This is a genomic window from Pseudomonas sp. YJ42 (assembly GCF_047225135.1).
GTDB classification, from domain to species: Bacteria; Pseudomonadota; Gammaproteobacteria; order Pseudomonadales; family Pseudomonadaceae; genus Stutzerimonas; species Stutzerimonas stutzeri_E.
Map to the genome: position 1 here is coordinate 4,050,075 of NZ_CP178378.1, position 24,228 is coordinate 4,074,302.

Sequence of the window (24,228 nt, forward strand, 5' to 3'; positions counted from 1 at the left end):
GTCGTATACCTGCGGTCGGTTAGCCAATTGTGCGGTGAGCGGCATTTCCACGGCGTGGCTGGCCGCAACCTTGCAAAATATGCGCTGCCAGGGGTGCGGCGGAGTGCGGGCATTGACTCTCCGGATCCCTTTCCTTAGGGTTCAGCGCCTCGGCAGATAGGGCAGCGCCATGACTCAGGGTGATCGCGTCAAACTCGAAGACAGCTGGAAGGCGGCTTTACAGAGTGAATTCGAACAGCCGTACATGAAGGAGTTGGGCGCGTTTCTGCGTCGCGAGAAGGCGGCAGGGAAAATCATCTACCCGCCGGGCCCATTGATCTTCAATGCCTTGAACTCGACCCCGCTGGAACAGGTGCGGGTCGTCATTTTGGGGCAGGATCCTTATCACGGTCCCGGCCAGGCGCATGGCTTGTGCTTCTCGGTACAGCCCGGAGTGGCGCCACCCCCATCGTTGCAGAACATCTTCAAGGAACTCAAGCGCGACTTGAATCTGGACATTCCCCGCCATGGCCATCTGCAGCACTGGGCGGATCAAGGCGTGCTGATGCTCAACACCTCGCTGACGGTGGAGCAGGGCATGGCGGGGTCACACGCGAAGATGGGTTGGCAACGTCTGACCGATAGAATCATCGAAGTCGTCAGCGAGTGCCGTTCAAGTGTGGTCTTCATGCTCTGGGGCGCACATGCCCAAAGCAAGGCGAAACTGATCGACCCGACCAAGCACCTACTGCTCAAATCGGTTCATCCTTCGCCGCTGTCGGCTCACCGGGGATTCATTGGCAACGGTCACTTCAGCCGGGCCAACCAATTTCTCCAGCAGCAGGGGTTGTCGCCGATCGACTGGAAGCTCCCGGCCGACCTGTAAGATTGGCGCCGCGACCGCGGCGCCAAAGATAGCTGTAGCCTATTCTTTGCTGCCGTGCGCGGATGCCAGTTCCTGCGCATGCTGCAGATGCTGCTCCAGTTCTTTCAGCGTCGACTCGGCGTATTGTTTCAGCTCGGCGTTCTCACCACTCTTCACGTATTCGCGATACAGCTCAATGGTCTGCTCGTGGGCCGCTACTTGGTTATTGGCATAGGCCTTGTCGAAGTTCTCGCCATCACGCAGTTTCAGGATCATCGCCTTGGCCTTGTCCATGAGCGTCGCTTCGTCGGAAATCTCGAGATCATCATGCTGGCCGGCAAGCTCTGCGAGCTTCTGATTCGACTTTGTATGGTCGTCGATCATTTTCTGCGCAAAGGTCTTGACGTCTTCGGCCGTGCCTTTATCGAGTGCCAATTTGGCAGTTTCGATTTCCGCTAACCCTTTCGCGGACGCTTCATCGACGAAATTCTCGCCCTCCGCTGCCAAGGCGAAATTGGCTGCTACACCGAACAGCATGGCTGCGGTTCCCGAAAAGAAAGCTTTGGTCGTGCGGGTCATCGTTGTTCTCCTTCCTCTACCTGACAAGCGGGTGGACCGCGGCGTGGCCGCGGGCACCTGCGAGATGCGGCAAGAGCGCCGTCTATTTTGTGACCTGAGGCTAGAAGGAGCGGTTCCTCGCACTCCGGCGAGCGGTCATAGGAGATCGAGCAGGGTCAGGAGGCGGGTGCCGAGTGGCACCCGAAGACAGCTATTGCAGCATGCTCATCGCAGCGTCCATCGCGGCGGATAGATCTTCGTCTTCCTGCAGCAGGGTGTTGGGATCAAGTCCCAGCTTGGCGAACGCAGGAATCTGGTTCCAGTCGAGCTGCGTGAAGGGGTGCGAGGTGCCGATGTAGCTTTGCAGGGTCGCCACTTGAACGATGTCGACGTAATCCACCTTGTCGGACACACGAGAGAAATTCAGATGTTGGCCCGGAACCGCCGCGATCGCATCAGGAAACTCCCATGCGCGCAAAATCCTCTCGCCGACGACGGGATGGATCCGGTCGATGACGTGGTTGAGGCTTATTGAGTCGCTGAGCAGGGCGCTGTGCTCCTCCGCATAGGTGAGGATGGGCAGAATTCCTATCAGGTGTACCAGGCCTGCCAATGTCGCCTGATCAGCCGGCAGACGTGTGAAGTTGCGGCATAGCACGTGACTGATGGCAGCGATCTCGGTGCTTTTGTTCCATACCTCGCGCATCTTGCGGTCCACCACGTCGGTGGTGGCCTGGAACATCTGCTCCATGGCCAGGCCGGTCGCCAGGTTGGACGTGTAATTGATGCCGAGCCGGCTGATCGCCATCTGCAGGTCGTTGATTTCCCTGTTGGTGCGCAGCAGGGGGCTGTTGACCACCTTGATGATGCGCGCGGTGAGGGCAGTGTCGTTGCCGATCACCTTGGCCAGCGTCGGGATACTCACATCCGGATCTTCCGCGGCCTCGCGGACTCGCAGGGCTACTTCCGGGAGGGTCGGCAGGACCAGCTCGTCGTTTTCGATCGCCTGCATCAGTTCCTGCTGGACCTTATCGGCAAGAGTACTCATGTCGTTCCTTATTGATGATTCTGTGTTGGCGTGACGGGCTAGCGCTGGATTTCTCGGTCTGCGTCTAGCGTATATGGCAAATCGAGCAGGGTCAGCGGAAGACCGTCCGGCGAGCCAAGGAATACCCGGCCGTCAGCCGCCGCGTCTTCCTGCAAGACCGCGAGCAACTCCAGCGTACCTTCTGCGGCTGCTGCCAGGACCACCTCGCCCACGCTGGAACCATGCACCGGAGAATACAGTTCGAGCCCCGGAGCCGGCACTTCGGCTTCGGCACTTTCAGCGGCAAGCCGGTACAGACGACGCTTTAGTTTGCCGAGGTACTGCATCCGCGCCACGATCTCCTGACCGGTATAGCAACCCTTCTTGAAGCTGACTCCGCCTAGCGCCTGCAGATTGATCATTTGCGGAATGAACAGCTCGCGGGTCCCGGCTACGACCTGGCCGACACCGGCGCGGATCTGCGCCAGCAGCCAGCGCTCGATCGATGCTTCGGGGAGCTGAGCGGTCAACCTTAGGCGTGTGGTTTCGGCATCTACCGCGCGGGTCCAGAGTTCGGCGCGCCCATCGGAGAGGCGGACGGCGATCAGCCCGTGCTCGGCAATCACCTGATTAGCTGTTTGCGAGAGATCCAGGCCAAGACTGAACAGCGCACCGTCGCCCCCGCTAAGCCCGAAGCGAACCCATTCAGTGCTTTCGTCATACAGCTTGGATTTTGAAAACGCGGCGTATTTGGCCAGATCGGCGCGCTGAGTTGGAACCAACTCGCGGTCCATCGCCAGCAGGTAGCCGTCTCCTTCCGGCAAGATGCGGAAGCTCGACTGCATCCGGCCTTTGGGCGTGCAGCGCGCACCGAGGCTCGAGTGATGGGCGTCAAGGTAATTCAAGTTGCAGGTCAGTTGCCCCTGCAGGAACTTGCTCGCGTCCGGGCCGCGTACAGCCAGGACGCCTTCGTGCGACAGGACGCAAAAAAAAGCAGTGTCGGTCATGACGAGTCGCCGTGAAGAAATCCGGACCGGCATCATAGCAGGACGTCGGCAAAACACAGCGTGCGCCAGTTGCCGCTCCGTGCCGTGATTGCTAATGATGTGCCGACCCGTTGCGCCAGTCGCTATAATGCCGGGCTTCAACTCAGGAGCATTTGCATGGTCGAACAATCCGAACTCAATCGCCTGTTTTGGCAGAGCCGCCGCGGCATGCTCGAACTGGACGTCCTGCTGGTGCCGTTCGTCAAAGAGGTCTATCCGCAGTTGAATGAGGAGGATCAGCGGCGCTACCGCAAGTTGTTGAGCTGTGAGGATCAGGACATGTTTGGCTGGTTCATGGAGCGCGCGGAGCCGGACGACGAAGATCTGCGTTACATGGTTCGCATGATCCTCGATCGTGTCCAACCCAAGTAATCAAATCTTCGAGTGTCGCTGGCAGGCGTCTGGCCTGTTGCTGACGCTCTATGTGGCGATACTTTTGCTGGCGGCCGCCGTCCTGCTGGTGCTGCCCGTTCCGCTTTGGCTCCAGGTGCTCGGTCTGCTGATCTGCCTGTTGCACGCCGTCTGGGCCATACCGTCGCATATCACGCTTTCCCGCAGCTCGTCCTGGCTCGGTTTACGGCATGATCAGCTGGGCTGGTCGCTCTGGAATCGACGTGACGGTTGGCAGTCCATTCAGTTACGACCCGACAGCCTTGCGCTGCCGTCGGCGGTGATCTTGCGCTTCAAGCTGCCGGGCGACAGGTTCGCTCGTGGCCTCTGCATTCCCCGCGGGGCGATGTCGGCCGATCTGCACAGACGTCTGCGGCTCAGGCTGAAGTTCAGTCGTCGAAGGTGGGCGGCGCCAGGATAGTGTCCTTCGCTTGCGGAAGCTGCTCGGGATAGTCCAGGGTGAAGTGCAGGCCGCGGCTCTCCTTGCGCTGCATCGCCGAGCGGATCATCAGTTCCGCCACCATTGCCAGGTTGCGCAACTCAATCAGGTCACGGCTGACCTTGTAATTGCTATAGAACTCGTCGATTTCCCCCAGCAGCAGGCGCACTCGGTGCTGTGCCCGTACCAGGCGCTTGTTGGTCCGGACGATGCCGACGTAATCCCACATGAAACGCCGCAGCTCGTCCCAGTTGTGCGCGATGATGACGTCTTCGTCCGAATCGGTGACCTGACTCGCATCCCAGGTAGGAAGGACGTGCGGCGTCTCGATCGTTGGCAGCTCGCGGAGCATGTCCTGTGCGGCGGACTGTGCATAGACGAAACACTCAAGCAGCGAGTTGCTGGCCATGCGGTTGGCACCGTGCAAGCCGGTAAAGCTGGTTTCGCCAATGGCGTAAAGGCCGGGAACGTCGGTTCGGCCAGCCTGATTGACTACAACGCCACCGCAGGTGTAATGCGCTGCCGGGACCACCGGAATCGGCTCGCGAGTAATGTCGATGCCAAATTCCAGGCAGCGCTCGTAGACGGTCGGGAAGTGTGCCTTGATGAATTCCGTAGGCTTGTGGCTGATGTCAAGATAGACGCAATCGACGCCTAGCCGCTTCATCTCGTGGTCGATTGCGCGGGCTACGATGTCACGCGGTGCCAGCTCGGCGCGCTCATCGAAGCGCGGCATGAAGCGTTCGCCGTTGGGCAGCTTGAGTACTGCGCCTTCGCCGCGCAAGGCTTCGGTGATCAGGAAGCTCTTGGCCTTTGGATGGTATAGGCAAGTTGGGTGAAACTGATTGAACTCCAGGTTGCCGACTCGGCATCCAGCACGCCAGGCCATCGCGATGCCGTCACCGCATGCGCCGTCAGGGTTGCTGGTATAGAGGTATACCTTCGCCGCACCGCCCGTAGCCAGAACGACGAATTTTGCCTGAAAGGTATCCACTTCACCGGTTGCACGGTCCAGCACGTAGGCGCCTAAGCAACGTTTGCCGCTCAGGCCTAGCTTGCGCTCGGTAATCAGGTCGACGGCGACGCGCTGGTGCAGCAGGTCGATGTTGTCCCTGTCCTGGGTACGCATAAGCAGAGTATTGAAAATCGCGGCCCCGGTGGCGTCCGCGGCGTGAATGATGCGCCGATGGCTATGGCCGCCCTCGCGCGTGAGGTGGTATTCGAAGCTACCGTCTTCCCGGTCGGCTTCGTCTCTAGTGAAGGGCACGCCTTGCTCGATCAGCCAGTGGATGGCTTCGCGGCTGTGTTCAACGGTAAAGCGTACGGCGTCCTCTTTGCACAGTCCGCCACCTGCAACGAGTGTGTCGGCGACATGGGACTCGACCGTGTCGGTCGTGTCGAGCACTGCCGCGACGCCACCTTGAGCCCAATAGGTAGAGCCATTGGCCAGATCGCCTTTGCTCAATACCGCGACGCGTAGCGTGGCGGGCAGATTGAGCGCCAGGGTCAAGCCTGCGGCGCCGCTGCCTATGACTAGAACGTCGTATTGATAATGTCGGCTCATTTTGGATCTCACGTTGAGGCGGCCCCTAGTATATAGGCGCATCCCCCGGCAATATAGCGGCCCGCGTTTAGGTGGTTGAAGCCTTGGAACTTTTCTTGCAGGCCCGTCTCTATAGACAGTTGTGGATGCAGGCCGGCTGGCCATCGATCGGTGGGCGGTTGGGCCTTGCTGTGGATATCAGGAGAGCGTCATCGAAGCGATCCGCTTCGAGGCGTTGCTCGCCAATGCCGACAGGTGTGTTGCAGGACAGCTTGCTTGAAGGGGGAGAACTTTTGTGTAAAGCCCGGGTCTATTCTGGCAGGTCAGCTCACAGGCGAGCGCAGCACCCCTTCCAGGTCATGGAGGAGTGTTTATGCTAACCCAGGAGCAGGACCAGCAGTTGGTCGAGCGAGTGCAACGGGGAGATAAGCGGGCTTTTGACCTACTGGTACTCAAGTACCAGCACAAGATTCTTGGGTTGATCGTTCGCTTCGTACATGATTCTCATGAAGCTCAGGATGTTGCGCAGGAAGCCTTCATTAAAGCCTATCGCGCGCTTGCGAACTTTCGCGGAGATAGCGCCTTTTATACATGGCTATACCGCATTGCCATCAATACGGCAAAAAACCATTTGGTGGCCCGTGGAAGAAGGCCGCCCGACAGCGATGTCAGTTCCGAAGATGCAGAATTCTATGAGGGCGATCACGCGCTCAAGGATATTGAATCGCCGGAACGAGCGCTTCTCAGGGATGAAATAGAAGACACGGTTCATAGAACCATTCAACAACTTCCAGAAGATTTGCGTACGGCTCTAACACTGCGTGAATTTGATGGTCTTAGTTATGAAGACATTGCAAACGTCATGCAGTGTCCGGTGGGTACTGTTCGCTCGCGGATATTCCGGGCGCGGGAAGCCATCGATAAAGCATTGCAACCCTTGTTGCATGAATCCTGAGACAGCGGCGACAGCCAAGAGAGGAACCGCCATGAGTCGTGAAGCCCTGCATGAATCGCTGTCCGCGGTGATGGATAACGAAGCGGACGAGTTGGAATTACGTCGAGTGCTCGCCGCAGACGGCGATGCCGAAATGCGATCGACGTGGTCGCGTTATCAGATCGCTCGTGCCGCGATGCACAAGGAGTTGATCGAGCCTCGTCTGGACATCGCTTCGGCGGTTTCAGCTGCGCTGGCCGACGAGCCGGTTATCACTGCGGTCAAGCCGCAGCGTTTCGCCTGGCGCAACGTTGGTCGCCTCGCCGTTGCGGCATCGGTTACAGTCGCTGTACTGGCAGGTGTGCGTCTGTACAATCAGAGCGAAGTAGCGGGTCCGCAAATCGCACAGCAGGCTGCACAGCCTAGCATCGCGGTACCGCAGGCCAATCAGGGGCCGGCCGTGTTGGCAGGCTACAGTGAAGATGCGGGGGCGCCGGAAGCTCAGGTGGCGGGTGCACAGGCATCGGCTGAAGGCTGGCATGAAAAGCGGCTACCGGCGTATGTCCGTCAGCATGCTCAACAGGCCGCTTTCGGTAGTGGTTCTGAAAGTGCACTGCCCTATGCGCGTGCTGCCAGCATGGAAGATCGTTAAGGAACAACATGCGTGTAATACCGCTGTGTGTGGTGCTCGGAGGCTGGCTATCGATGCCGGCCTTTGCTGCTGATGCCGATGCCTGGATGCAAAGGCTCGCGGCAGCCGAAAAGAAACAAAGTTACCAAGGCACTTTTGTTTATGAGCGCAACGGTAGCTTTTCCAGTCATGCTGTCTGGCAGCTTGTAGAAGGCCAGCAACTACACGAGCGACTCTTGCAACTGGACGGTCCACCTGCTGAGGTTTCGCTGGTGGATGGCCAGATTCAATGCGCAAGCGAAGATCTGGCGTCTCAGGTCAGGGATACGAAACCCTGGCGTCAACAGCCGCTTGAGCCTGATTCGTTGTCCAAATGGTATAACGTGCAGGTCATCGGCGAATCCCGCGTGGCGGGGCGTCCGACCGTTGCACTGTCGATACGGCCGCAGGATCAGCACCGTTACGGTTTCGAATTGCATCTTGATCGGGAAACAGCGCTGCCGCTCAAGTCCCTGTTGCTTGATGAAAACGGGCAGTTGCTCGAGCGTTTTCAGTTCACTCATTTTTCGCCAGATTCGATCGGACCGTCCGATGTCGAAACCGGATCGGCGTGCAAGCCCGTTTCATTGGCTGCGGAAAAAGCGTCGACTACACCGAAGTGGCGCTCTGACTGGCTGCCGGACGGGTTCCAACTTCTCGATTCGGACGTGCGACCCAGTCCTGCTTCCGATGAGTCCGTAACCTGGCTCTCGTATGGCGATGGGCTTGCCCGCTTTTCAGTATTTCTCGAGCCTTTGCACGGCGCGGTCGTCGAGGACGCACGTAATCAGATGGGGCCGACCGTGGCGGTATCCAAGCGCATTTCCACGGCTGGTGGCGATGTCATGGTGACGGTTGTCGGCGAGATTCCGCTGGGTACTGCCGAGCGAATCGCGTTGTCGATGCGCTCCGGGGCCGATCAGGCAGCGCGATGATCGAGGAGTCGGGGCGCGTGATTGCCGTTGAGCCCGGCGCTGTCTGGGTCGAAACGCAACGCAGTAGTACCTGTTCCGGTTGCTCCGCCAAGAACGGTTGTGGCCAGGGGCTGATGGATAGGCTTGGCGTTCGCGAGCGGCGCGGGTTGATACGAGCCTTGTCCGATCTGCAATTGAATGTGGGTGACTCGGTTGTAATCGGCGTTCGAGAGAGCGCGTTGCTGCGTGGCGCGGTTCTCGTTTATCTTTTTCCCCTGATCATATTGTTTGTCTCGGCGTTCCTCGCTTCCAAGCTTTCGGTTGACGAGCCGTACGTGATTCTTGCCGGCATTGCCGGTTTTTTTGTTTCTTGGCTGTTCGTGCGTAAGCGCAGTCAGCAAACAGCAGACGACTCGGGGCTTCAGCCGATCGTATTGCGCGCGATGCTGGTGGGCGCGGCAGGAAAGGGTCAGACTGGTTTGTTTTCGTCAAGGGAGAATGATCTTAATGGCTTCACGGAATAGCTGCTTTGCCTTCTTCGCTGCGTTGTTTTGCCTGGGGCAGGTCGCGGCGGCCAATGCGCAGCTACCCGACTTTACCCCCTTGGTAGAAGACGCCTCACCTGCAGTAGTCAATATCAGCACCAAGCAGAACGCTCCTGTTCATGGTGCGAACGCGCGCATGCCAGACCTGGAAGGACTTCCCCCCATCATTCGAGAGTTCTTCGAGCATGGCATGCCGGGCATCCCGGAGGGCGGCCAGCAGCGCGAGGCGCAGTCGCTGGGTTCGGGCTTCATCATCACAGCTGACGGCTATGTACTGACCAATAATCACGTGGTCGCCGATGCCGACGAGATAATCGTCCGTTTGCCGGATCGCAGTGAATTGAAAGCAGAGCTTGTCGGCGCGGATCCTCGTACCGATGTCGCTTTGCTGAAAATCGAGGGGACCGGGTTGCCTACGGTCAAGTTGGGCAAATCGGACTCATTGAAGGCGGGGGAATGGGTGTTGGCGATCGGCTCGCCGTTTGGTTTTGATCACACCGTAACGGCCGGAATTGTCAGTGCGACGGGACGTAATCTACCCAGCGAAAGCTACGTGCCCTTTATACAAACCGATGTTGCGATCAATCCTGGGAATTCCGGCGGGCCGCTGTTCAATCTGCAGGGCGAAGTGATAGGTATCAACTCGCAGATATTCACTCGATCGGGCGGTTTTATGGGATTGTCGTTTGCCATTCCTATCGACGTCGCCATGGGCGTTGCCAATCAATTGCGCACGGAGGGCAAGGTCAGCCGTGGTTGGCTTGGGGTGGCGATACAGGAGGTCAACCGGGATCTGGCGGAATCTTTCGGCCTGGAGCGTCCAGCGGGTGCGCTGGTTGCTCAAGTGATGGACGGCGGCCCTGCAGCCAAAGGTGGGTTGCGAGTGGGTGATGTAATTCTCAGCGTCAACGGCAGCGCCATCGATATGTCGGCTGACCTGCCGCATTTGATCGGAGCCATCAAACCAGGCACCAAGGCGACGCTGGGCATCGTCCGTGATGGGGAGCGCGAAACTCTGACCATCCAGATCGGCGCCTTGCCGGACGAAGGAGAAGAGGTAGCAGAAGCCAGCGGCCGCGCCGAGAAAAGCAGCAACAGGCTCGGCGTCAAGGTGTCCGAACTAAGCGCCGAGCAGAAGCGCAGTCTCGATCTGCCAGGGGGAGTGGTGATTACCGAGGTCTTGAACGGACCCGCTGCAATGATCGGTTTGCGTCCAGGTGACGTGATCACCCATCTGAACAATCAGGCCATCGATTCTGCCTCGACGTTTGGCCGCGTTGCGGAGCAGTTACCGAAGAACCGGTCGGTTTCAATGCGCGTGTTGCGCCAGGGCCGGGCGAGCTTTATTACCTTCAAGCTCGCCGAGTAGTGATCCAGTAAGGAAAGCGGCCTCCGGGCCGCTTTTTTTTGTGCTCGGGTTCCGGTCTGGATGTTCAACTGGCCCTCTGCGGCGAGTACAAATGGGGCTGGGGTCCGGCGTGGCGCTGAATAGACCTATCAGGTACACTTTGCGGCTATTTTCAGCGGGCAATCGGCCCGCGCATATTCGAGTGTTTAGCTGTGAGTGACCTGAGTCATATCCGCAATTTCTCCATCATCGCGCACATCGATCATGGCAAGTCGACCCTGGCTGACCGCTTCATCCAGATGTGTGGTGGCCTGACCGAGCGTGAGATGAACGCTCAAGTCCTCGACTCGATGGACCTCGAGCGCGAACGAGGGATTACCATCAAGGCGCACAGCGTTACGCTGTACTACAAGGCGCGGGACGGCAAGACCTACCAGTTGAACTTCATCGACACCCCCGGACACGTCGATTTCACCTATGAGGTGAGTCGTTCGTTGGCCGCATGCGAGGGTGCACTTCTGGTCGTAGATGCGGGCCAGGGAGTTGAAGCTCAATCCGTCGCCAATTGCTATACAGCGATCGAGCAAGGCCTTGAGGTCATGCCGGTGCTGAACAAGATGGATCTGCCGCAGGCGGACCCCGACAAGGTCAAGGACGAAATCGAGCACATCATTGGCATCGATGCGACCGATGCTGTCGCATGCAGCGCCAAGAGCGGTATGGGTGTGGACGACGTGCTCGAGCGCCTGGTGCAGGTGATCCCTCCGCCAACCGGCGACATCGACGCGCCGCTGCAAGCGCTGATCATCGACTCCTGGTTCGATAATTACCTGGGCGTCGTCTCGCTCGTGCGGGTACGCCATGGCCGAATCAAGAAAGGCGACAAGGTCCTGGTCAAGTCCACCGGCAAGGTCCATCAGGTCGACAGCGTCGGCGTGTTCAATCCAAAACACACCAGCACAGCTGATCTGAAGGCTGGCGAAGTGGGCTTCATCATTGCCGGCATCAAGGACATCCATGGCGCCCCTGTGGGTGACACGCTGACTTTGTCCAATACACCTGACGTCGAAATGCTGCCCGGCTTCAAGCGGGTCAAGCCGCAGGTCTATGCCGGTCTGTTTCCGGTCAGCTCGGACGACTTCGAAGATTTCCGCGAAGCGTTGCAGAAACTCACCCTGAACGATGCCGCTCTGCAGTACGAGCCGGAGAGTTCTGACGCGTTGGGCTTTGGTTTCCGCATCGGCTTCCTCGGCATGCTGCACATGGAGATCATCCAGGAGCGGCTCGAGCGCGAGTACGACTTGGACCTGATTACCACTGCGCCTACTGTGGTTTACGAACTGGCGCTGAAAAATGGCGATCTTCTCTACGTCGACAGCCCGTCAAAACTGCCGGATCTGTCATCGATCGAAGACATGCGCGAACCCATCGTCAGGGCCAATATCCTGGTGCCTCAGGAGCATCTGGGTAGCGTCATAACGCTGTGTATCGAAAAACGTGGCGTGCAGCGGGATCTCCAGTTTCTCGGATCGCAGGTGCAGGTACGTTATGACCTGCCGATGAGTGAGGTGGTCCTCGATTTCTTCGACCGATTGAAGTCGGTGAGCCGTGGCTACGCTTCGCTGGATTACAGCTTCGAATGCTTCCAATCGGCCAACTTGACCCGTCTGGACATTCTGATTAACGGCGACAAGGTCGATGCATTGGCGCTCATCGTGCATCGCGACAATGCTCATTACAAAGGCCGCATGCTAGTCGAGAAAATGAAGGAGCTCATTCCTCGACAGATGTTCGACGTGGCGATTCAGGCGGCCATCGGCGGTCAGATTGTTGCGCGGAGCACTGTCAAGGCCTTGCGCAAGAACGTCTTGGCGAAGTGCTACGGTGGTGACGTGAGCCGCAAGCGCAAGCTTCTTGAAAAGCAGAAAGCCGGCAAGAAACGCATGAAACAGGTCGGCAATGTTGAAATCCCGCAAGAAGCTTTCCTCGCGGTGTTGAAGGTAGATAGCTGATTATGTCGATCAATTTCCCGCTGTTATTGGTGATAGCCGTTGCGGTATGCGGTTTTCTGACGCTTATCGATTTGGTGTTCTTTGCGCCACGCCGGCGGGCAGCGATAGCGAATTATGAAGGGCGTACCGGTGGCGAGCCTGATCAGTCGACGTTGGAGGCCTTGAACAAAGAGCCGGTGCTGATCGAATACGGCAAATCATTCTTCCCAGTGCTTGCAATCGTTCTGGTCTTGCGTTCTTTTCTTATCGAGCCGTTTCAGATCCCTTCAGGCTCTATGATCCCGACGCTCGAGGTGGGTGATTTCATTCTGGTCAACAAGTTCGCTTATGGCATTCGCCTACCAGTCGTCGACACCAAAGTCATTGATGTCAGCGATCCAGAACGCGGCGATGTCATGGTGTTCCGCTATCCCAGCGACCCGAATATCAATTACATCAAGCGGGTCATTGGCCTGCCGGGAGATGTGATTCGATACAGCAGCAACAAGCAGCTAAGCATCAACGGCAAGCCGGTGCCCCAAATGCTGATCGGCGAGGAGCCGGGAAGTCTGGGGAGTGCCAAGCTTTACCGGGAAAAGTTGGGTGAGGTCGAACATATCATTCGCAAGGAGATGGGCCGCTACCGAGTAGAGCCCGACCGCGAGTGGCGCGTTCCCGCAGGCCATTATTTCATGATGGGCGACAACCGCGACAACTCCAACGACAGTCGCTACTGGCATGACCCGGCGATTCCCACCGAGCTGGCCGGCATGGTTCCGGATCGCAACATCGTCGGTAAGGCCTTTGCCGTATGGATGAGCTGGCCGGATCCGAAATTCAGCAATCTGCCTAATTTTTCACGGGTCGGGCTGATTCACTGAGTCTGTGAATCAGGGCCTGGTTCCCGGGCCCTGGCTCGCTATATTGAGTAGCCCCGATAGGTGGGTATCGTACGACAGAGGTCGACATGAGTTTCGCTCGTTCGCAAAAAGGGCTGTCCATGCTGAGCTGGATCATGGTGCTCGCACTGGTGGCGTTCTTTGCCAGTACTGCATTCAAGATGCTTCCGCATTACTTCGACTATATGTCCATGGACAAGATCATCTCAGGGGTTGAAAGTGACCCGGCTTTGGAAGTCCGCACCGTTCGCGATTTCTATAGCCACGTCCGTAAAGGAATGGATGTCAATGGCATCCGCGACCTGAACCTCGAAGAGGCATTGAAGGTCGTGATTGAAAACAACGAATTCAAGGTTCACCTTGACTACGAAAAACGCGAGCCCCTGATCCGTAATCTCGATCTGGTGGCGAACTTCGATAAAGAATATCGCCTAAGGATGCCGTGAGCACTTCGTTAGCCCGACTCGAGCGCAGGCTCGGTTATCAATTCAAGGACCAGGAGCTGATGCTTCTGGCCCTGACGCACCGCAGCTATGCCGGACGCAACAATGAGCGTCTGGAGTTTCTTGGCGATGCCATTCTCAACTTCATTGCCGGTGAGGCACTGTTCAGTCATTTTCCCCAGGCCAAGGAAGGTCAGCTGTCACGTTTGCGCGCGCGCCTTGTCAAGGGAGAGACCCTTGCGGTGCTTGCTCGAGGTTTCGAGCTCGGCGAATACCTGCGCCTCGGCTCAGGTGAGCTGAAGAGTGGCGGTTTCCGGCGCGAATCCATTCTGGCCGACACGCTCGAAGCCCTGATCGGCGCCATCTACCTGGACGCCGGTATGGAGGCCGCTCGCGATCGTGTACTCGCCTGGCTCGCCAACGAACTGGAGGGGCTGACGCTGGTCGACACCAACAAGGACCCGAAAACCCGCTTGCAGGAGTTCCTGCAATCGCGTGCTTGCGATCTTCCAAAGTACGAGGTGGTGGCAATTCAGGGCGAACCGCATTGCCGAACCTTCTTCGTCGAGTGCCAGGTGTCGCTGCTCAATGAGAAGACGCAAGGACAAGGTGCCAGCCGGCGTATTGCCGAACAGGTTGCCGCTGCCTCGGCATTGATCGCCTTGGGCGTGGAGAATGGTAATGAGTGATGAACAGCTGCAGGACGATGCGGTAAGCCGCTGTGGTTACGTTGCGATCGTTGGGCGTCCCAATGTCGGCAAGTCGACGCTGCTCAATCACGTGCTCGGGCAGAAACTAGCGATCACTTCGCGCAAGCCACAGACCACGCGCCATAACATGCTCGGAATCAAGACCGAAGGCGCCGTCCAGGCTGTCTACGTCGATACCCCCGGCTTGCACAAGAATGGCGAGACCGCTCTTAATCGCTATATGAATCGCACGGCGTCGTCGGCCCTGAAGGATGTCGATGTCGTGGTGTTCGTCGTCGACCGCACACGCTGGACCGATGAAGATCAATTGGTGCTCGAACGCGTTCAGTATGTCGAAGGACCAGTGATCGTCGCCGTGAACAAAACCGATCGTGTCGAGGACAAGGGTGAACTGCTGCCCCATTTCGAATGGCTGGCGCAGCAGTTGCCGAAAGCCGAGATCGTGCCGATTTCCGCCCAGCACGGGCAGAATCTGGATGTGTTCGAGAAACTGGTGGCTTCGCATCTGCCTGAAGGCGACCATTTCTTTCCAGAAGATCAGATCACCGATCGCAGCAGCCGTTTCCTCGCAGCCGAACTGGTTCGGGAAAAGATCATGCGTCAGCTGGGTGCCGAAGTCCCTTACCAGATCACGGTTGAGATCGAGGATTTCAAGCAGCAAGGGCACGTGCTGCATATCCATGCGCTGATACTGGTCGAGCGCGACGGGCAGAAGAAAATCATCATCGGAGACAAGGGCGAACGCATCAAACGCATCGGCCAGGAAGCGCGCAAGGACATGGAAGTGCTGTTTGACTCCAAAGTCATGCTCAATCTCTGGGTGAAGGTGAAGAGCGGCTGGTCCGATGATGAGCGGGCGCTGCATTCGCTTGGCTATAGCTGAGGGGCTGAGCGCTTCCGGTTGCAGTCTTACCTGATTGCCTGCCGCAGCCAGTCGCTGCGATTGGCTCATCGTTGATCACCCGCCTGCGGCGCTTTCCAATGACCGCTCAATCCGCCTTCGTTCTGCACAGTCGACCCTACCGCGAGAGCAGCGCGCTGGTGGATTTTTTCACGCCCGAAGGAAGGCTGCGCGCAGTGCTTCGCGGCGCGCGCGGCCGGGCTGGCACATTGGCGAGGCCTTTCGTGCCGCTCGAAGTCGAGTTTCGTGGCCGTGGCGAACTGAAAGCCGTGGCGCGTCTGGAAAGCGCTGGCCTGGCGTACTGGTTGGATGGCAATGCGTTGTTCAGCGGTATGTATCTCAACGAGTTGCTGATTCGCTTGCTCCCGGCCGAAGACGCGCATCCCGTCATGTTCGAGCACTACGTTGCGACCCTGCCTGCATTGGCGGCCAAGCGCCCGCTGGAGCCTATTCTGCGCGCATTCGAATGGCGGTTGCTGACCGAGCTGGGTTACGGGTTCGATCTTGATCAGGACATCTCTGGGCATCCCGTGAGTAGCGCAGGGCTTTATCGGTTGCTGCCGGATACCGGTCTGGAACCGGTTGGCGAGTTTCAGCCCGGTCTATTCAATGGCGCGGCACTCTTGGCTATGGCCGAAGCCGACTGGGAGGTGCCGGGTGCGCTGGCGGCAGCGAAAAGATTGATGCGGCAGGCGTTGGCACCGCATCTCGGCGGTCGACCTCTAGTCAGCCGCGAACTGTTCATGAACATGAAGGAGGTCCCGCGTGACTGAAGCCAATCGAATTCTGCTCGGTGTCAATGTCGATCACGTCGCCACCCTGCGCCAGGCGCGTGGTACGCGTTACCCAGACCCGGTCAAGGCCGCGCTGGATGCCGAGGAGGCGGGAGCCGACGGAATCACGGTGCATTTGCGCGAGGACCGTCGGCACATCCAGGAGCGCGACGTGCTGATGATGAAGGACGCGCTGCAGACCCGGATGAATTTCGAGATGGGTGTTACCGATGCGATGCTGGTCTTCGCCGAGCAATTGCGTCCGGAACACGTTTGCCTGGTGCCGGAAACACGCCAAGAGCTGACCACAGAGGGCGGCCTGGATGTGGCGGGGCAGGAAGCACGCATCCGGGAGGCGGTCAATCGCCTGGCTGCCTGCGGAGCGGAGGTGTCGCTGTTCATCGATGCCGATCCACGTCAGATAGAGGCTGCCGCTCGCGTTGGGGCGCCGGCTATCGAGTTGCATACCGGGCGTTATGCCGATGCGCACGGCGTCGCCGAGCGGGCCTGCGAGTTGGCGAGAATCCGTGACGCCGTCGAGTCCGGCCTGAGCCACGGGCTGATCGTCAACGCCGGCCATGGTCTGCACTACCACAACGCCGAGGCCATCGCGGCAATTCGGGGCGTCAATGAGCTGAACATCGGCCACGCCATCGTCGCCCACGCGCTGTTCGTTGGTTTCAAACAGGCCGTCAAGGAAATGAAGCACCTAATCCTTGCTGCGGCCGCTCGCGGCTGATCAGCGTGGCGACTTGCTGGCTGCTGGTCGCCTTAGCGTTTGAACAGGTTCAGTAGAATTGTCAGCAACACGCTCAGGATTATCATCGACGTGATCGGAATGAATGTCTTGCTGCGTTCTGACTCGATGCGAATGTCACCGGGTAGCTTGCCGAACCAGCTCAGCAACCCTGGCGCGTAGTGCAGGAGCGCCCCGAGAAGGAGCAGCAGCAACCCAGCGGCCATCAACCATTTCGCCATCGCCGTCTGCTCTCTTTGCTGTTGCTTGCCCGTTGCGTCGCCTATCGGTGATAGGCGGCAAACGCTGCGATGACATGCCGGGACAGCACCTCCACCGCCTCGCTGCGGCCAGCGGCGCAAAGCAACTTGATCTGATATTCACCAAGGCTTGGCAGGCTGTCGCCTTCCTCCAATCGCTTCAGTGGCGGTCTGACCAGGCTCAGCGGATAGGGCGCCACCGCAAGGTCGGCGACCATTGCCGCTTCTTGCCCGGCGCACTGCTCGCTGGAGTAGGCAATGCGATAGGGACGGCCTGCGCGGTCCAGTGCGTCCAGTGCCTGTCGTCGCCATGCGCATTCAGGGCTCGAAAGGGCCAGTGGCAATGGGTTGCGCTCGACCGCGACACCTCCGGCGCGGCCGGCCCAGACCAGGGGCTCGCTGTGAATGACCTCGCCGCGCGAGTCGTCCTGTCCGAGGTTTCCAACACTGACGATCGCGACGTCCAGTTCGCCGGCATCGATGCGCTGGATCATGTCGACACTACGGCCGACCGAGACATTCACTTCGATGCCTGGATGGGTTCGGGCGAACAGTGACAGTAGCCCGGGCAGGATGTGCGTGCCGATATCAGCCGGGGTGCCAAAGCGAACCCGTCCGCTCAGCCGCGGGGCGATGAAGGCGCTGACTGTCTCTTCGTTAAGCTTGAGCAGCCGTCGTGCATAACCCAGCAGTCGCTCGCCTTCGGCGGTAAGCGCAATGCGTCGGGCCTCGCGAACGAACAGTGCGCAGCCGAGCATGGTCTCGAGTCGTTTTATCTGCATGCTGACCGCCGAGGTGGTTCGAAAGATCTGCCCCGCCGCGCGCGTGAAGCTGCCACTTTCGGCAATGGACACGAAGGTGCGCAACACATCGATCTCAAGCAGGGGCATGGCTGATTGGGGGAGCTCTTCCGGCATTCCGGGCATGGGGCTGTCCTTCAATTTTTCTGAACCGACAGTTCTATTGTAGTCGTTTGTCTGAATCGTCAAGGGCGCTCAAGCTGATTCTGTCGATCACGAGACGGTCGGCAGGCATCGGGTGCGTCTACGGCACCCTCTTACAGGCAGGAGGATGCGATGCGTCATTCTGAACGAGAGCAACAGTGCGATAGGGTCGACGACCGGCCTCGGCCGGCGATGCCGGAGTTCTATATGCCGGCGATGTGGCCACTCGAGCTTCAGCAAGCGGTGATCGACTGGTTCGTCGCCTGGCGCAGGCGCCGTTTATACCAGCGCCTGCTCAGGCTCAGTGATCGGCAGTTGCGCATGCGCGATTTAAGCCGGCCGCGGTTGATCGAGAAGTTGCAGATGCCGCTTCGACAAGCGGTGCAGGAGCAGCGCTGCCGGCGCGGTGGCTAAGGGATGTGAGCTTCGTTCCGCGCGGACGAGACGGGAGCGGACCTACGGCTTACGTGCGATCAACACGGCGCGCATCGGTGCTGGAAGCCCTTCGATGGTTTTGCTGTGATCCTGCGGATCGAGGAAATCGGGCAGCGACTGATAGCGCATCCAGTCGGTGCTGCGCTGCTCCTCGACGCTGGTGACGCTGACATCGACGCAGCGCACATCAATGAAGCCGGCGCGGCGCAGCCAGCATTCCAAGGCGGCCACCGAGGGCAGGAACCAGACGTTGCGCATCTGCGCGTAACGATCTTCAGGAACCAGCGCTGTATGTTCGTTGCCCTCGACCACCAGGGTCTCCAGCACCAGCTCGCCGCCTTTGAGCAGGCAGTCCTTGAGGTCCAGCAGGTGATCGATGGGCGAACGCCGGTGGTAAAGCACGCCCATGGAAAACACCGTGTCGAAGCCTTCGAGCTTCGCCGGCAGTTCTTCCAGGGCCAGCGGCAGATGCCAAACAGGCTGCTCGGCAAGATAGCGCTTCATGGCGTGGAACTGGCAGAAGAACAGCCAGTTCGGGTCGATTCCGACAATCGAGTCGGCTCCTGCGCCAAGCATGCGCCACATGTAGTAGCCATTGCCGCAGCCGACGTCGAGGATGCGCTTGCCGGTAAGGTCAAGGTGCGGCGCTACTCGATCCCACTTCCAGTCCGAGCGCCATTCGGTATTCACGTGCACGCCGAATACATCGAAGGGTCCCTTTCGCCAGGGCGACAGGCCAAACAGTGCATCGTGGGTGATGGCGCGTGTTGCCTCGTCGCAATCGGCGTCCAGCCGGAAGGCATCGCGCAGTTCGACGGTGTCAGGCTGGATGTCTGGTAGCGCATCGACCGCGCGGCGCCAGCGCGGCAAATCGCCATGCCCCATGGCGAGCTTGGCGTCGAGTTGCTGCTGCAGACCATTTGCCCAGGCCGCCAGCGGGGTGCCGGCCAGACGCCAGGCGAGAGGAGTCAGGTCGAAATTCATGGCAGCGCGATCAGGGAGGCGAAATTCAGGCATTGAAACCAGGGCACGACCTTCGAGAAGCCAGCGTCCAGCAAGCGCTGGCGGTGAGTCGCCAGACTGTCGGGCTTCATCACGTTCTCGATAGCGCTGCGTTTCTGGGCGATTTCCAGTTCGCTGTAGCCGTTGGCACGCTTGAACGCGATGTGCAGATCGGTCAGCAACGCCTGCTCCTGCTCGTCTTCGAAGCGCAGCTTTTCCGACAGGATCAACGCGCCGCCGGGAACCAGTGCTTCGTGGATGCTGCTCAGCAGGGCCGGTCGCTGTTCGCGCGGGATGAACTGCAGGGTGAAGTTGAGCGCCACCAATGAGGCCGGTTGGTATTGCAGCGTGAGGACATCGGCGTCAATTACCTCCACCGGCAGTAACTCTTGGAACATCGAATCCTGAGCGTGCAGGTACTCGCGGCAGCGCTCGACCATGGCCGCGGAGTTATCGATGGCGATCACCCGGCAATTGTCCGCCTTTACGTGCCGGCGCAGCGCCTGAGTGACCGCGCCCAACGAGCAGCCGAGATCGTAGAGGTGAGTATTGGGCTGAGCGAACTGCGCGGCCAGCACGCCGATGTTCTCGACGATGGTTGGATAGCCCGGCACCGAGCGTTTGATCATGTCAGGGAACACCCGCGCCACGTCTTCATTGAAGGTGAAATCCTGGGGCTGGGCGAGGGGCTGGGCGAACAAGCGGTCAGGGTCGTGGATCACGGCGGCGTTTGGGCAGGCTGAAAAACAGGGGCCGTAGTGTACCGGAAAGCTCGGTGGATCGCCGGTGCTGAGTGGACAGCCGGCGCACCGAGGACCGGGTGCCCGATCACTGCACCTCGATGCGGCAGTCGAACAGGCCGGCCGGTTCCGCCTCGTTTTCCCAAGGGCGCTGATAGGTGAGGTAGAGGCGCCCGCTGCCGTTGTTGGCGGCCTCGAAGCGCCAGGTCGAAACGCCGTCGCCACCGATCAGGTCGTTCTTGGGTGAACTGAATACTTCCGGGCCGAGGCTCTTGAGCTGCTCGGACGAAACTTCGCGAAGGCTCCAGCGGTAGCCGCTGGCCGGGTTGCTGGGCAGGCTAAGAATCAGCGTCTGGCCAGGCTGCATAGACAAAGGGCAAGCCGTGTCGTCGCTCAACGCGACGCTGCTGGGTGGGGCGCCGGCGCAGCCGGCGAGCGCGAGCAAAACAGCAAACGGCAACAGGCGGGGCAGGGATCGAAGCATGGGCGACCGACTCGGTAGGAAAATGGAAACGCTCGGCGTCGGATGAAACCTTAAGACGCTGACGGCCGACCGTAAAGGTGTCATGCCGATTGCCGAGGCGTTCATGTCGTTCCGGATGCGGCGTGCCGAGCGGGCCAGCGATGGCCCGCTCGGCGGGTGATCAGAACAGTACCTTGACGACATCCTGGAAGCGCTTGGCGAAATGCATCGTCAGGCCGTCTTTGAGGTAGTCCGGCAACTCTTCGAAGTCGCCGCGGTTGAGCTCTGGAATGATCAGTTCGTAGAGCTTCAGGCGCCGCGCCGCGATGACCTTCTCGCGCAGGCCACCGATGGGCAGCACGAGGCCGGTCAGGGTCAGTTCACCGGTCATGGCCACGCCCTTCTTCGGCGCCTGGTTACGGGCCAGCGACAGCAGCGCGCTGGCCATGCTGATGCCCGCGCTGGGGCCGTCCTTCGGCGTCGCGCCTTCGGGCACATGCATATGCACGAAGGCTTGATCGAAGAACGCCGGATCGCCTTTGAATTCCTTAAGATGGGAATTGATGTAGCTGAAGGCGATCTCAGCCGACTCCTTCATCACATCGCCGAGCTTGCCGGTGAGCTTGAAGCCGCGGTTCAACGTATGGATGCGCGTTGCCTCGATCGGCAAGGTTGCACCCCCCATGCTGTTCCAGGCGAGGCCGGTGACCACTCCGACCCCGTGGAGCAGCTGTTCGGGGTGCCAGTACGCCATGCCCAGGTAACCTTCGATATCCTTTGGGCCGATCTTGATCTTGCTGTCCGGTTCCTCCAGCAGCTTGACCACTGCCTTGCGCACCAGCTTGCCGAGCTGCTTGTCCAGCTGCCGCACCCCGGCTTCGCGCGCGTAGCCTTCGATCAGGTTGCGCAGAGCGCTGTCGCTGATCGCCAGACGGTTTTTCGGTACGCCGGCACGCTCGAGCTGCCGTGGCCAGAGATGGCGTTTGGCGATCGCCAGTTTTTCCTCGGTGATGTAACCCGATAGCCGAATGATTTCCATGCGGTCGAGCAGCGGCCCGGGAATCGAGTAGAGGCTGTTGGCCGTACAGACGAACAATACCTTGGACAGGTCCAGGCGCAGGTCGAGGTAATGATCGAGGAAGCCGACGTTCTGCTCCGGATCGAGGGTTTCCAGCAGCGCTGACGCCGGATCGCCCTGATGGCTGTTGCCCAGCTTGTCCACCTCATCGAGCATGATTACCGGATTCATCACCTCGACTTCCTTCAGCGCCTGCACCAGCTTGCCGGGCAGGGCGCCGATATAGGTGCGTCGGTGGCCCTTGATCTCCGCTTCGTCGCGCATGCCACCGACACTGAAGCGATAGAAGGGACGGCCCAGCGATTCGGCAATGGACTTGCCGATGCTGGTCTTGCCCACGCCCGGCGGGCCGACCAGCAACACGATGGAACCCGCGATCTCGCCGCGGAATGCGCCGACGGCGAGAAATTCGATGATGCGGCTCTTGATGTCGTCGAGGCCGGCGTGATGCTCGTTGAGTATCTTGCGCGCGCGTCCGAGGTCGAGCTTATCTTCGCTGTACAAGCCCCAGGGCATCGATGTGGCCCAGTCGAGATAGTTACGGGTCACCGCATATTCCGGCGAGCCGGTTTCGAGTACCGAGAGCTTGGTCAGCTCATCGTCGATACGCTTCTGCGCGGCAGGCGGCACCACTTTTCCTTCCAGGCGCGAACGGAATTCGTCAGCATCGGCGCTGCGGTCGTCTTTGGTAATGCCCAATTCCTGCTGGATGATCTTCAGTTGCTCTTTAAGGAAGAACTCGCGTTGGCGCTCGCCGATCTTTCGGTTCACCTCGCCGGTCAGCTCCTTCTGCAGCTTGGCGACTTCGACCTCCTTGCGCAGCAGCGGCAGGACCTTTTCCATGCGCTTGAGCACCGGCACGGTGTCGAGCACCTCCTGTAGCTCAAGGCCGGGTGCGGTGGTCAGGGCGGCGGCGAAATCGGTCAGCGGCGATGGCGCGTTCGGGCTGAAGCGATTGAGGTAGTTCTTCAACTCCTCGCTGTATAGCGGGTTGAGCGGCAGCAGTTCCTTGATCGCGTTAATCAGGGCCATGCCGTACGCCTTGACCTCGTCGCGGGGGTCTTCGTCGCTCTGCGGGTATTCCACCTCCACCAAATAGGGCGGCTTGCGCCGCAGCCAGCCGCGAATTCGCACGCGGGCCACGCCTTGCGCGACGAACTGCAGCTTGCCGCTCTCCTTGGATGCGTGGTGCACACGGACCATGGTGCCGTGTTCGGGCAGGCTGTCCGGGTCGAAGCTGGCAGCGTCCTGTGCTGGGGTGTCCATATAGAAGAGGGCCAGGCGCTGATGCGGTGTCTTGGAGACCAGTTCGAGGGTTGCCGCCCAAGGATCCTCATTGACGATCACTGGTAGCACCTGCGCCGGGAAGAAGGGGCGGTTGTGCACCGGGATGATATAGAGCTTGTCCGGCAAATCCTGGTCGGGCAGGACCAGCCCGGTGGAAGACATGCTCTGCTCGAATTCCTGATTGCTGTCGTCGTTCATGAGGCACCTGTCTCGAGTAGATGCTTGTTAGATGGGTATCGTCGGAATGATTTCAATCTATTGACCTTTTGCCCGTTTGACCCGGCTGGGAAAAAAACGGCGGCTCCGGTACAGTGCGCCGATACTCAGGTGCCTCGATATATGCTCAACGCCCGCCTGCTTCGCCTCGATGACAAGGCCCACGAACACGCGCACGACTACCATCAATTGGTCCTGTCGTTGTCGGGCAGTGCCGAATTCGAAGTGGATGGCTCAGGAGGCGAGGTCTGCCGCATGCGTGCCTGCCTGGTGCCGGGCCATGCCGACCATGAGTTCGCCGGCAAGGGCGATAACCGCATGTTGATCATCGATCTCGACGATCAGGATTTGAGCGCCGACGATCCGCGGCTGCTGGTTCAGCTGTTCGAAACGCCGCGTTATCCCGTGCTGGATGCCGATTTCCACAACCTGCTCAATTACGCGGGTGCCGAGCTGGCCCGCTACGGCAGCGATCCGCTGCTGGCGCGGGCGTTGGGTGGAGTGCTGTTGCGCGCCGTGCACCTGCGGGTGTTCGGCGAGGCGACACGCCAGCCCACCGGCCCGTTGGATATCGCCCGGCTGGACGCTCATATCGAAAGCAACCTGGCGCGCCGCATCACCGTTGCCGAGCTGGCACAGGTAGCCTGCTTGAGCCCTAGCCACTTCCATGCGCAGTTCAAGGACAGCGTCGGCCTTACCCCGCATCAATACCTGCTCAAGAGCCGCCTCGATCGCGCGGCCCGACTACTGCGCGAGAGCCCGCTACCGCTGGTGCGGATTGCCGAGGAGTGCGGTTTCTCCAGCCAGAGTGCGCTGACCACAGCGACCCGTCGTTATCTCGGGCTAACGCCCAAGCGTCTGCGATGCAGTGACAGCTGAAGCGAGGAAAAACGCACCGATCCGGTGCGTTTTGCTTTACGGAGATATTATTTCGCGCTGCTCTAGCGAACTTTCATGACGGTTCGTTTGCTGGAGTAGAAAGCCGTAGTTTTTTGTAAAAGTTCCGTAGATTTGCGCAACAACGCAAAACCCTCTCGCCGTAGATTCCCCTACCCGTTTGGCGGCCATCGCAGTGCAATCACTGGCGCGAGC

Annotated in this window: 27 protein-coding genes; 17 read left to right on the forward strand and 10 right to left on the reverse strand. The window is 59.5% G+C overall.

The window, feature by feature from the left end; translation table 11 throughout:
- The first annotated feature begins 169 nt into the window (after window positions 1–169).
- Window positions 170–865, forward strand: a complete 696-nt coding sequence (ung, locus tag ACL0K2_RS18660; protein ID WP_045161003.1) for a uracil-DNA glycosylase — start codon at window positions 170–172, stop codon at window positions 863–865.
- 39 nt (window positions 866–904) lie between these two features.
- On the opposite strand, the gene ACL0K2_RS18665 is transcribed toward ung, so the two are convergent.
- The 3 genes from ACL0K2_RS18665 to ACL0K2_RS18675 all read right to left on the reverse strand — a co-directional run bounded on the left by ACL0K2_RS18665 (window position 905) and on the right by ACL0K2_RS18675 (window position 3,436).
- Window positions 905–1,423, reverse strand: a complete 519-nt coding sequence (locus ACL0K2_RS18665) for a DUF4142 domain-containing protein (RefSeq protein ID WP_045161004.1) — start codon at window positions 1,421–1,423, stop codon at window positions 905–907.
- A gap of 190 nt (window positions 1,424–1,613) precedes the next feature.
- Window positions 1,614–2,450 (reverse strand): HDOD domain-containing protein, encoded by an 837-nt coding sequence (locus tag ACL0K2_RS18670; RefSeq protein ID WP_045161005.1) that lies wholly within the window; start codon window positions 2,448–2,450, stop codon window positions 1,614–1,616.
- A 38-nt stretch (window positions 2,451–2,488) separates the two neighbouring features.
- Window positions 2,489–3,436, reverse strand: coding sequence for a YgfZ/GcvT domain-containing protein (locus tag ACL0K2_RS18675; protein WP_239610806.1), 948 nt, complete (start codon window positions 3,434–3,436; stop codon window positions 2,489–2,491).
- A gap of 156 nt (window positions 3,437–3,592) precedes the next feature.
- On the opposite strand from ACL0K2_RS18675, the gene ACL0K2_RS18680 reads away from it, so the two are divergent.
- On the forward strand, window positions 3,593–3,847 hold the full coding sequence (locus ACL0K2_RS18680; protein ID WP_045161007.1) for a succinate dehydrogenase assembly factor 2: 255 nt from the start codon (window positions 3,593–3,595) through the stop codon (window positions 3,845–3,847).
- Window positions 3,831–4,286, forward strand: a complete 456-nt coding sequence (locus ACL0K2_RS18685; protein ID WP_045161008.1) for a protein YgfX — start codon at window positions 3,831–3,833, stop codon at window positions 4,284–4,286. Before ACL0K2_RS18680 ends, ACL0K2_RS18685 begins: the two co-directional genes overlap by 17 nt.
- On the opposite strand, the gene nadB is transcribed toward ACL0K2_RS18685, so the two are convergent.
- Window positions 4,255–5,868 (reverse strand): L-aspartate oxidase, encoded by a 1,614-nt coding sequence (gene nadB, locus ACL0K2_RS18690; RefSeq protein WP_045161009.1) that lies wholly within the window; start codon window positions 5,866–5,868, stop codon window positions 4,255–4,257. The two genes, ACL0K2_RS18685 and nadB, sit on opposite strands and share 32 nt — an antisense overlap.
- 352 nt (window positions 5,869–6,220) lie before the next feature.
- Between nadB and rpoE the strand changes: the two genes are divergently transcribed.
- The 12 genes from rpoE to pdxJ all read left to right on the forward strand — a co-directional run bounded on the left by rpoE (window position 6,221) and on the right by pdxJ (window position 16,714).
- Window positions 6,221–6,802, forward strand: coding sequence for an RNA polymerase sigma factor RpoE (rpoE, locus tag ACL0K2_RS18695; RefSeq protein WP_019342233.1), 582 nt, complete (start codon window positions 6,221–6,223; stop codon window positions 6,800–6,802).
- 31 nt (window positions 6,803–6,833) lie between these two features.
- Window positions 6,834–7,433, forward strand: a complete 600-nt coding sequence (locus ACL0K2_RS18700; RefSeq protein WP_239610805.1) for a sigma-E factor negative regulatory protein — start codon at window positions 6,834–6,836, stop codon at window positions 7,431–7,433.
- Window positions 7,434–7,441: 8 nt separating this feature from the next.
- Complete coding sequence (locus ACL0K2_RS18705; RefSeq protein ID WP_045161011.1) at window positions 7,442–8,386, forward strand: MucB/RseB C-terminal domain-containing protein; 945 nt, start codon at window positions 7,442–7,444, stop codon at window positions 8,384–8,386.
- A complete protein-coding gene (locus ACL0K2_RS18710) occupies window positions 8,383–8,889 on the forward strand; it encodes a SoxR reducing system RseC family protein (RefSeq protein WP_045161012.1) in 507 nt (168 codons plus the stop codon). The genes ACL0K2_RS18705 and ACL0K2_RS18710 overlap by 4 nt, the downstream gene beginning before the upstream one ends.
- Window positions 8,873–10,279 carry a DegQ family serine endoprotease gene (locus tag ACL0K2_RS18715; RefSeq protein ID WP_413044491.1) on the forward strand — a complete coding sequence of 469 codons (1,407 nt, stop codon included), beginning with the start codon at window positions 8,873–8,875 and terminating at the stop codon, window positions 10,277–10,279. Before ACL0K2_RS18710 ends, ACL0K2_RS18715 begins: the two co-directional genes overlap by 17 nt.
- 191 nt (window positions 10,280–10,470) lie before the next feature.
- Complete coding sequence (gene lepA, locus ACL0K2_RS18720; RefSeq protein WP_239610803.1) at window positions 10,471–12,270, forward strand: translation elongation factor 4; 1,800 nt, start codon at window positions 10,471–10,473, stop codon at window positions 12,268–12,270.
- 2 nt (window positions 12,271–12,272) lie between these two features.
- The gene (lepB, locus tag ACL0K2_RS18725; RefSeq protein WP_045161015.1) at window positions 12,273–13,130 is read left to right on the forward strand and encodes a signal peptidase I; all 858 of its coding nucleotides are present in this window, start codon (window positions 12,273–12,275) and stop codon (window positions 13,128–13,130) included.
- An 86-nt stretch (window positions 13,131–13,216) separates the two neighbouring features.
- Window positions 13,217–13,594, forward strand: a complete 378-nt coding sequence (locus ACL0K2_RS18730; RefSeq protein WP_045161016.1) for a DUF4845 domain-containing protein — start codon at window positions 13,217–13,219, stop codon at window positions 13,592–13,594.
- Window positions 13,591–14,280: a ribonuclease III gene (gene rnc, locus ACL0K2_RS18735; protein WP_045161017.1), complete on the forward strand. Its 690-nt coding sequence runs from the start codon at window positions 13,591–13,593 to the stop codon at window positions 14,278–14,280. The genes ACL0K2_RS18730 and rnc overlap by 4 nt, the downstream gene beginning before the upstream one ends.
- Window positions 14,273–15,184, forward strand: coding sequence for a GTPase Era (gene era, locus ACL0K2_RS18740; RefSeq protein ID WP_045161018.1), 912 nt, complete (start codon window positions 14,273–14,275; stop codon window positions 15,182–15,184). Before rnc ends, era begins: the two co-directional genes overlap by 8 nt.
- A gap of 98 nt (window positions 15,185–15,282) precedes the next feature.
- The gene (recO, locus tag ACL0K2_RS18745) at window positions 15,283–15,975 is read left to right on the forward strand and encodes a DNA repair protein RecO (protein ID WP_413043195.1); all 693 of its coding nucleotides are present in this window, start codon (window positions 15,283–15,285) and stop codon (window positions 15,973–15,975) included.
- Window positions 15,968–16,714, forward strand: a complete 747-nt coding sequence (pdxJ, locus tag ACL0K2_RS18750) for a pyridoxine 5'-phosphate synthase (RefSeq protein WP_045161020.1) — start codon at window positions 15,968–15,970, stop codon at window positions 16,712–16,714. Before recO ends, pdxJ begins: the two co-directional genes overlap by 8 nt.
- Before the next feature lie 32 nt (window positions 16,715–16,746).
- Here the strand turns inward: pdxJ and ACL0K2_RS18755 are convergent, their stop codons facing one another.
- Together ACL0K2_RS18755 and ACL0K2_RS18760 are read right to left on the reverse strand one after the other, a co-directional pair.
- The gene (locus ACL0K2_RS18755) at window positions 16,747–16,953 is read right to left on the reverse strand and encodes a DUF2905 domain-containing protein (RefSeq protein ID WP_239610802.1); all 207 of its coding nucleotides are present in this window, start codon (window positions 16,951–16,953) and stop codon (window positions 16,747–16,749) included.
- Between the two features lie 41 nt (window positions 16,954–16,994).
- On the reverse strand, window positions 16,995–17,888 hold the full coding sequence (locus ACL0K2_RS18760; RefSeq protein WP_239611580.1) for a LysR substrate-binding domain-containing protein: 894 nt from the start codon (window positions 17,886–17,888) through the stop codon (window positions 16,995–16,997).
- 159 nt (window positions 17,889–18,047) lie between these two features.
- Here ACL0K2_RS18760 and ACL0K2_RS18765 point away from each other — a divergent pair, with 159 nt between their 5' ends.
- Window positions 18,048–18,329: a hypothetical protein gene (locus tag ACL0K2_RS18765; protein WP_080890550.1), complete on the forward strand. Its 282-nt coding sequence runs from the start codon at window positions 18,048–18,050 to the stop codon at window positions 18,327–18,329.
- A gap of 42 nt (window positions 18,330–18,371) precedes the next feature.
- On the opposite strand, the gene cmoB is transcribed toward ACL0K2_RS18765, so the two are convergent.
- From cmoB to lon, 4 genes are all read right to left on the reverse strand, one after another.
- Complete coding sequence (gene cmoB / locus ACL0K2_RS18770; protein WP_239610801.1) at window positions 18,372–19,334, reverse strand: tRNA 5-methoxyuridine(34)/uridine 5-oxyacetic acid(34) synthase CmoB; 963 nt, start codon at window positions 19,332–19,334, stop codon at window positions 18,372–18,374.
- Window positions 19,331–20,071: a carboxy-S-adenosyl-L-methionine synthase CmoA gene (cmoA, locus tag ACL0K2_RS18775; protein WP_196298640.1), complete on the reverse strand. Its 741-nt coding sequence runs from the start codon at window positions 20,069–20,071 to the stop codon at window positions 19,331–19,333. The genes cmoB and cmoA overlap by 4 nt, the downstream gene beginning before the upstream one ends.
- A 109-nt stretch (window positions 20,072–20,180) precedes the next feature.
- A complete protein-coding gene (locus ACL0K2_RS18780) occupies window positions 20,181–20,576 on the reverse strand; it encodes a protease inhibitor I42 family protein (RefSeq protein WP_045161026.1) in 396 nt (131 codons plus the stop codon).
- Between the two features lie 160 nt (window positions 20,577–20,736).
- Complete coding sequence (lon, locus tag ACL0K2_RS18785; RefSeq protein ID WP_413043196.1) at window positions 20,737–23,118, reverse strand: endopeptidase La; 2,382 nt, start codon at window positions 23,116–23,118, stop codon at window positions 20,737–20,739.
- A gap of 141 nt (window positions 23,119–23,259) precedes the next feature.
- Here lon and ACL0K2_RS18790 point away from each other — a divergent pair, with 141 nt between their 5' ends.
- Window positions 23,260–24,015: an AraC family transcriptional regulator gene (locus tag ACL0K2_RS18790; RefSeq protein WP_045161029.1), complete on the forward strand. Its 756-nt coding sequence runs from the start codon at window positions 23,260–23,262 to the stop codon at window positions 24,013–24,015.
- Window positions 24,016–24,228 lie beyond the last annotated feature (213 nt).

Excerpts from the sequence above, each read along its gene's own strand:
- ACL0K2_RS18710 (WP_045161012.1), top strand. The coding sequence starts at position 8,383 with ATGATCGAGGAGTCGGGGCGCGTGATTGCCGTTGAGCCCGGCGCTGTC.
- ACL0K2_RS18665 (WP_045161004.1), bottom strand. The coding sequence starts at position 1,423 with ATGACCCGCACGACCAAAGCTTTCTTTTCGGGAACCGCAGCCATGCTG.
- ACL0K2_RS18715 (WP_413044491.1), top strand. The coding sequence starts at position 8,873 with ATGGCTTCACGGAATAGCTGCTTTGCCTTCTTCGCTGCGTTGTTTTGC.
- ACL0K2_RS18705 (WP_045161011.1), top strand. The coding sequence starts at position 7,442 with ATGCGTGTAATACCGCTGTGTGTGGTGCTCGGAGGCTGGCTATCGATG.
- ung (WP_045161003.1), top strand. The coding sequence starts at position 170 with ATGACTCAGGGTGATCGCGTCAAACTCGAAGACAGCTGGAAGGCGGCT.
- ACL0K2_RS18680 (WP_045161007.1), top strand. The coding sequence starts at position 3,593 with ATGGTCGAACAATCCGAACTCAATCGCCTGTTTTGGCAGAGCCGCCGC.
- ACL0K2_RS18765 (WP_080890550.1), top strand. The coding sequence starts at position 18,048 with ATGCGTCATTCTGAACGAGAGCAACAGTGCGATAGGGTCGACGACCGG.
- ACL0K2_RS18780 (WP_045161026.1), bottom strand. The coding sequence starts at position 20,576 with ATGCTTCGATCCCTGCCCCGCCTGTTGCCGTTTGCTGTTTTGCTCGCG.
- lepB (WP_045161015.1), top strand. The coding sequence starts at position 12,273 with ATGTCGATCAATTTCCCGCTGTTATTGGTGATAGCCGTTGCGGTATGC.
- ACL0K2_RS18790 (WP_045161029.1), top strand. The coding sequence starts at position 23,260 with ATGCTCAACGCCCGCCTGCTTCGCCTCGATGACAAGGCCCACGAACAC.
- nadB (WP_045161009.1), bottom strand. The coding sequence starts at position 5,868 with ATGAGCCGACATTATCAATACGACGTTCTAGTCATAGGCAGCGGCGCC.
- lon (WP_413043196.1), bottom strand. The coding sequence starts at position 23,118 with ATGAACGACGACAGCAATCAGGAATTCGAGCAGAGCATGTCTTCCACC.
- ACL0K2_RS18670 (WP_045161005.1), bottom strand. The coding sequence starts at position 2,450 with ATGAGTACTCTTGCCGATAAGGTCCAGCAGGAACTGATGCAGGCGATC.
- ACL0K2_RS18730 (WP_045161016.1), top strand. The coding sequence starts at position 13,217 with ATGAGTTTCGCTCGTTCGCAAAAAGGGCTGTCCATGCTGAGCTGGATC.
- ACL0K2_RS18760 (WP_239611580.1), bottom strand. The coding sequence starts at position 17,888 with ATGCCGGAAGAGCTCCCCCAATCAGCCATGCCCCTGCTTGAGATCGAT.
- cmoB (WP_239610801.1), bottom strand. The coding sequence starts at position 19,334 with ATGAATTTCGACCTGACTCCTCTCGCCTGGCGTCTGGCCGGCACCCCG.
- recO (WP_413043195.1), top strand. The coding sequence starts at position 15,283 with ATGACCGCTCAATCCGCCTTCGTTCTGCACAGTCGACCCTACCGCGAG.
- ACL0K2_RS18675 (WP_239610806.1), bottom strand. The coding sequence starts at position 3,436 with ATGACCGACACTGCTTTTTTTTGCGTCCTGTCGCACGAAGGCGTCCTG.
- rpoE (WP_019342233.1), top strand. The coding sequence starts at position 6,221 with ATGCTAACCCAGGAGCAGGACCAGCAGTTGGTCGAGCGAGTGCAACGG.
- ACL0K2_RS18755 (WP_239610802.1), bottom strand. The coding sequence starts at position 16,953 with ATGGCGAAATGGTTGATGGCCGCTGGGTTGCTGCTGCTCCTTCTCGGG.
- era (WP_045161018.1), top strand. The coding sequence starts at position 14,273 with ATGAGTGATGAACAGCTGCAGGACGATGCGGTAAGCCGCTGTGGTTAC.
- ACL0K2_RS18700 (WP_239610805.1), top strand. The coding sequence starts at position 6,834 with ATGAGTCGTGAAGCCCTGCATGAATCGCTGTCCGCGGTGATGGATAAC.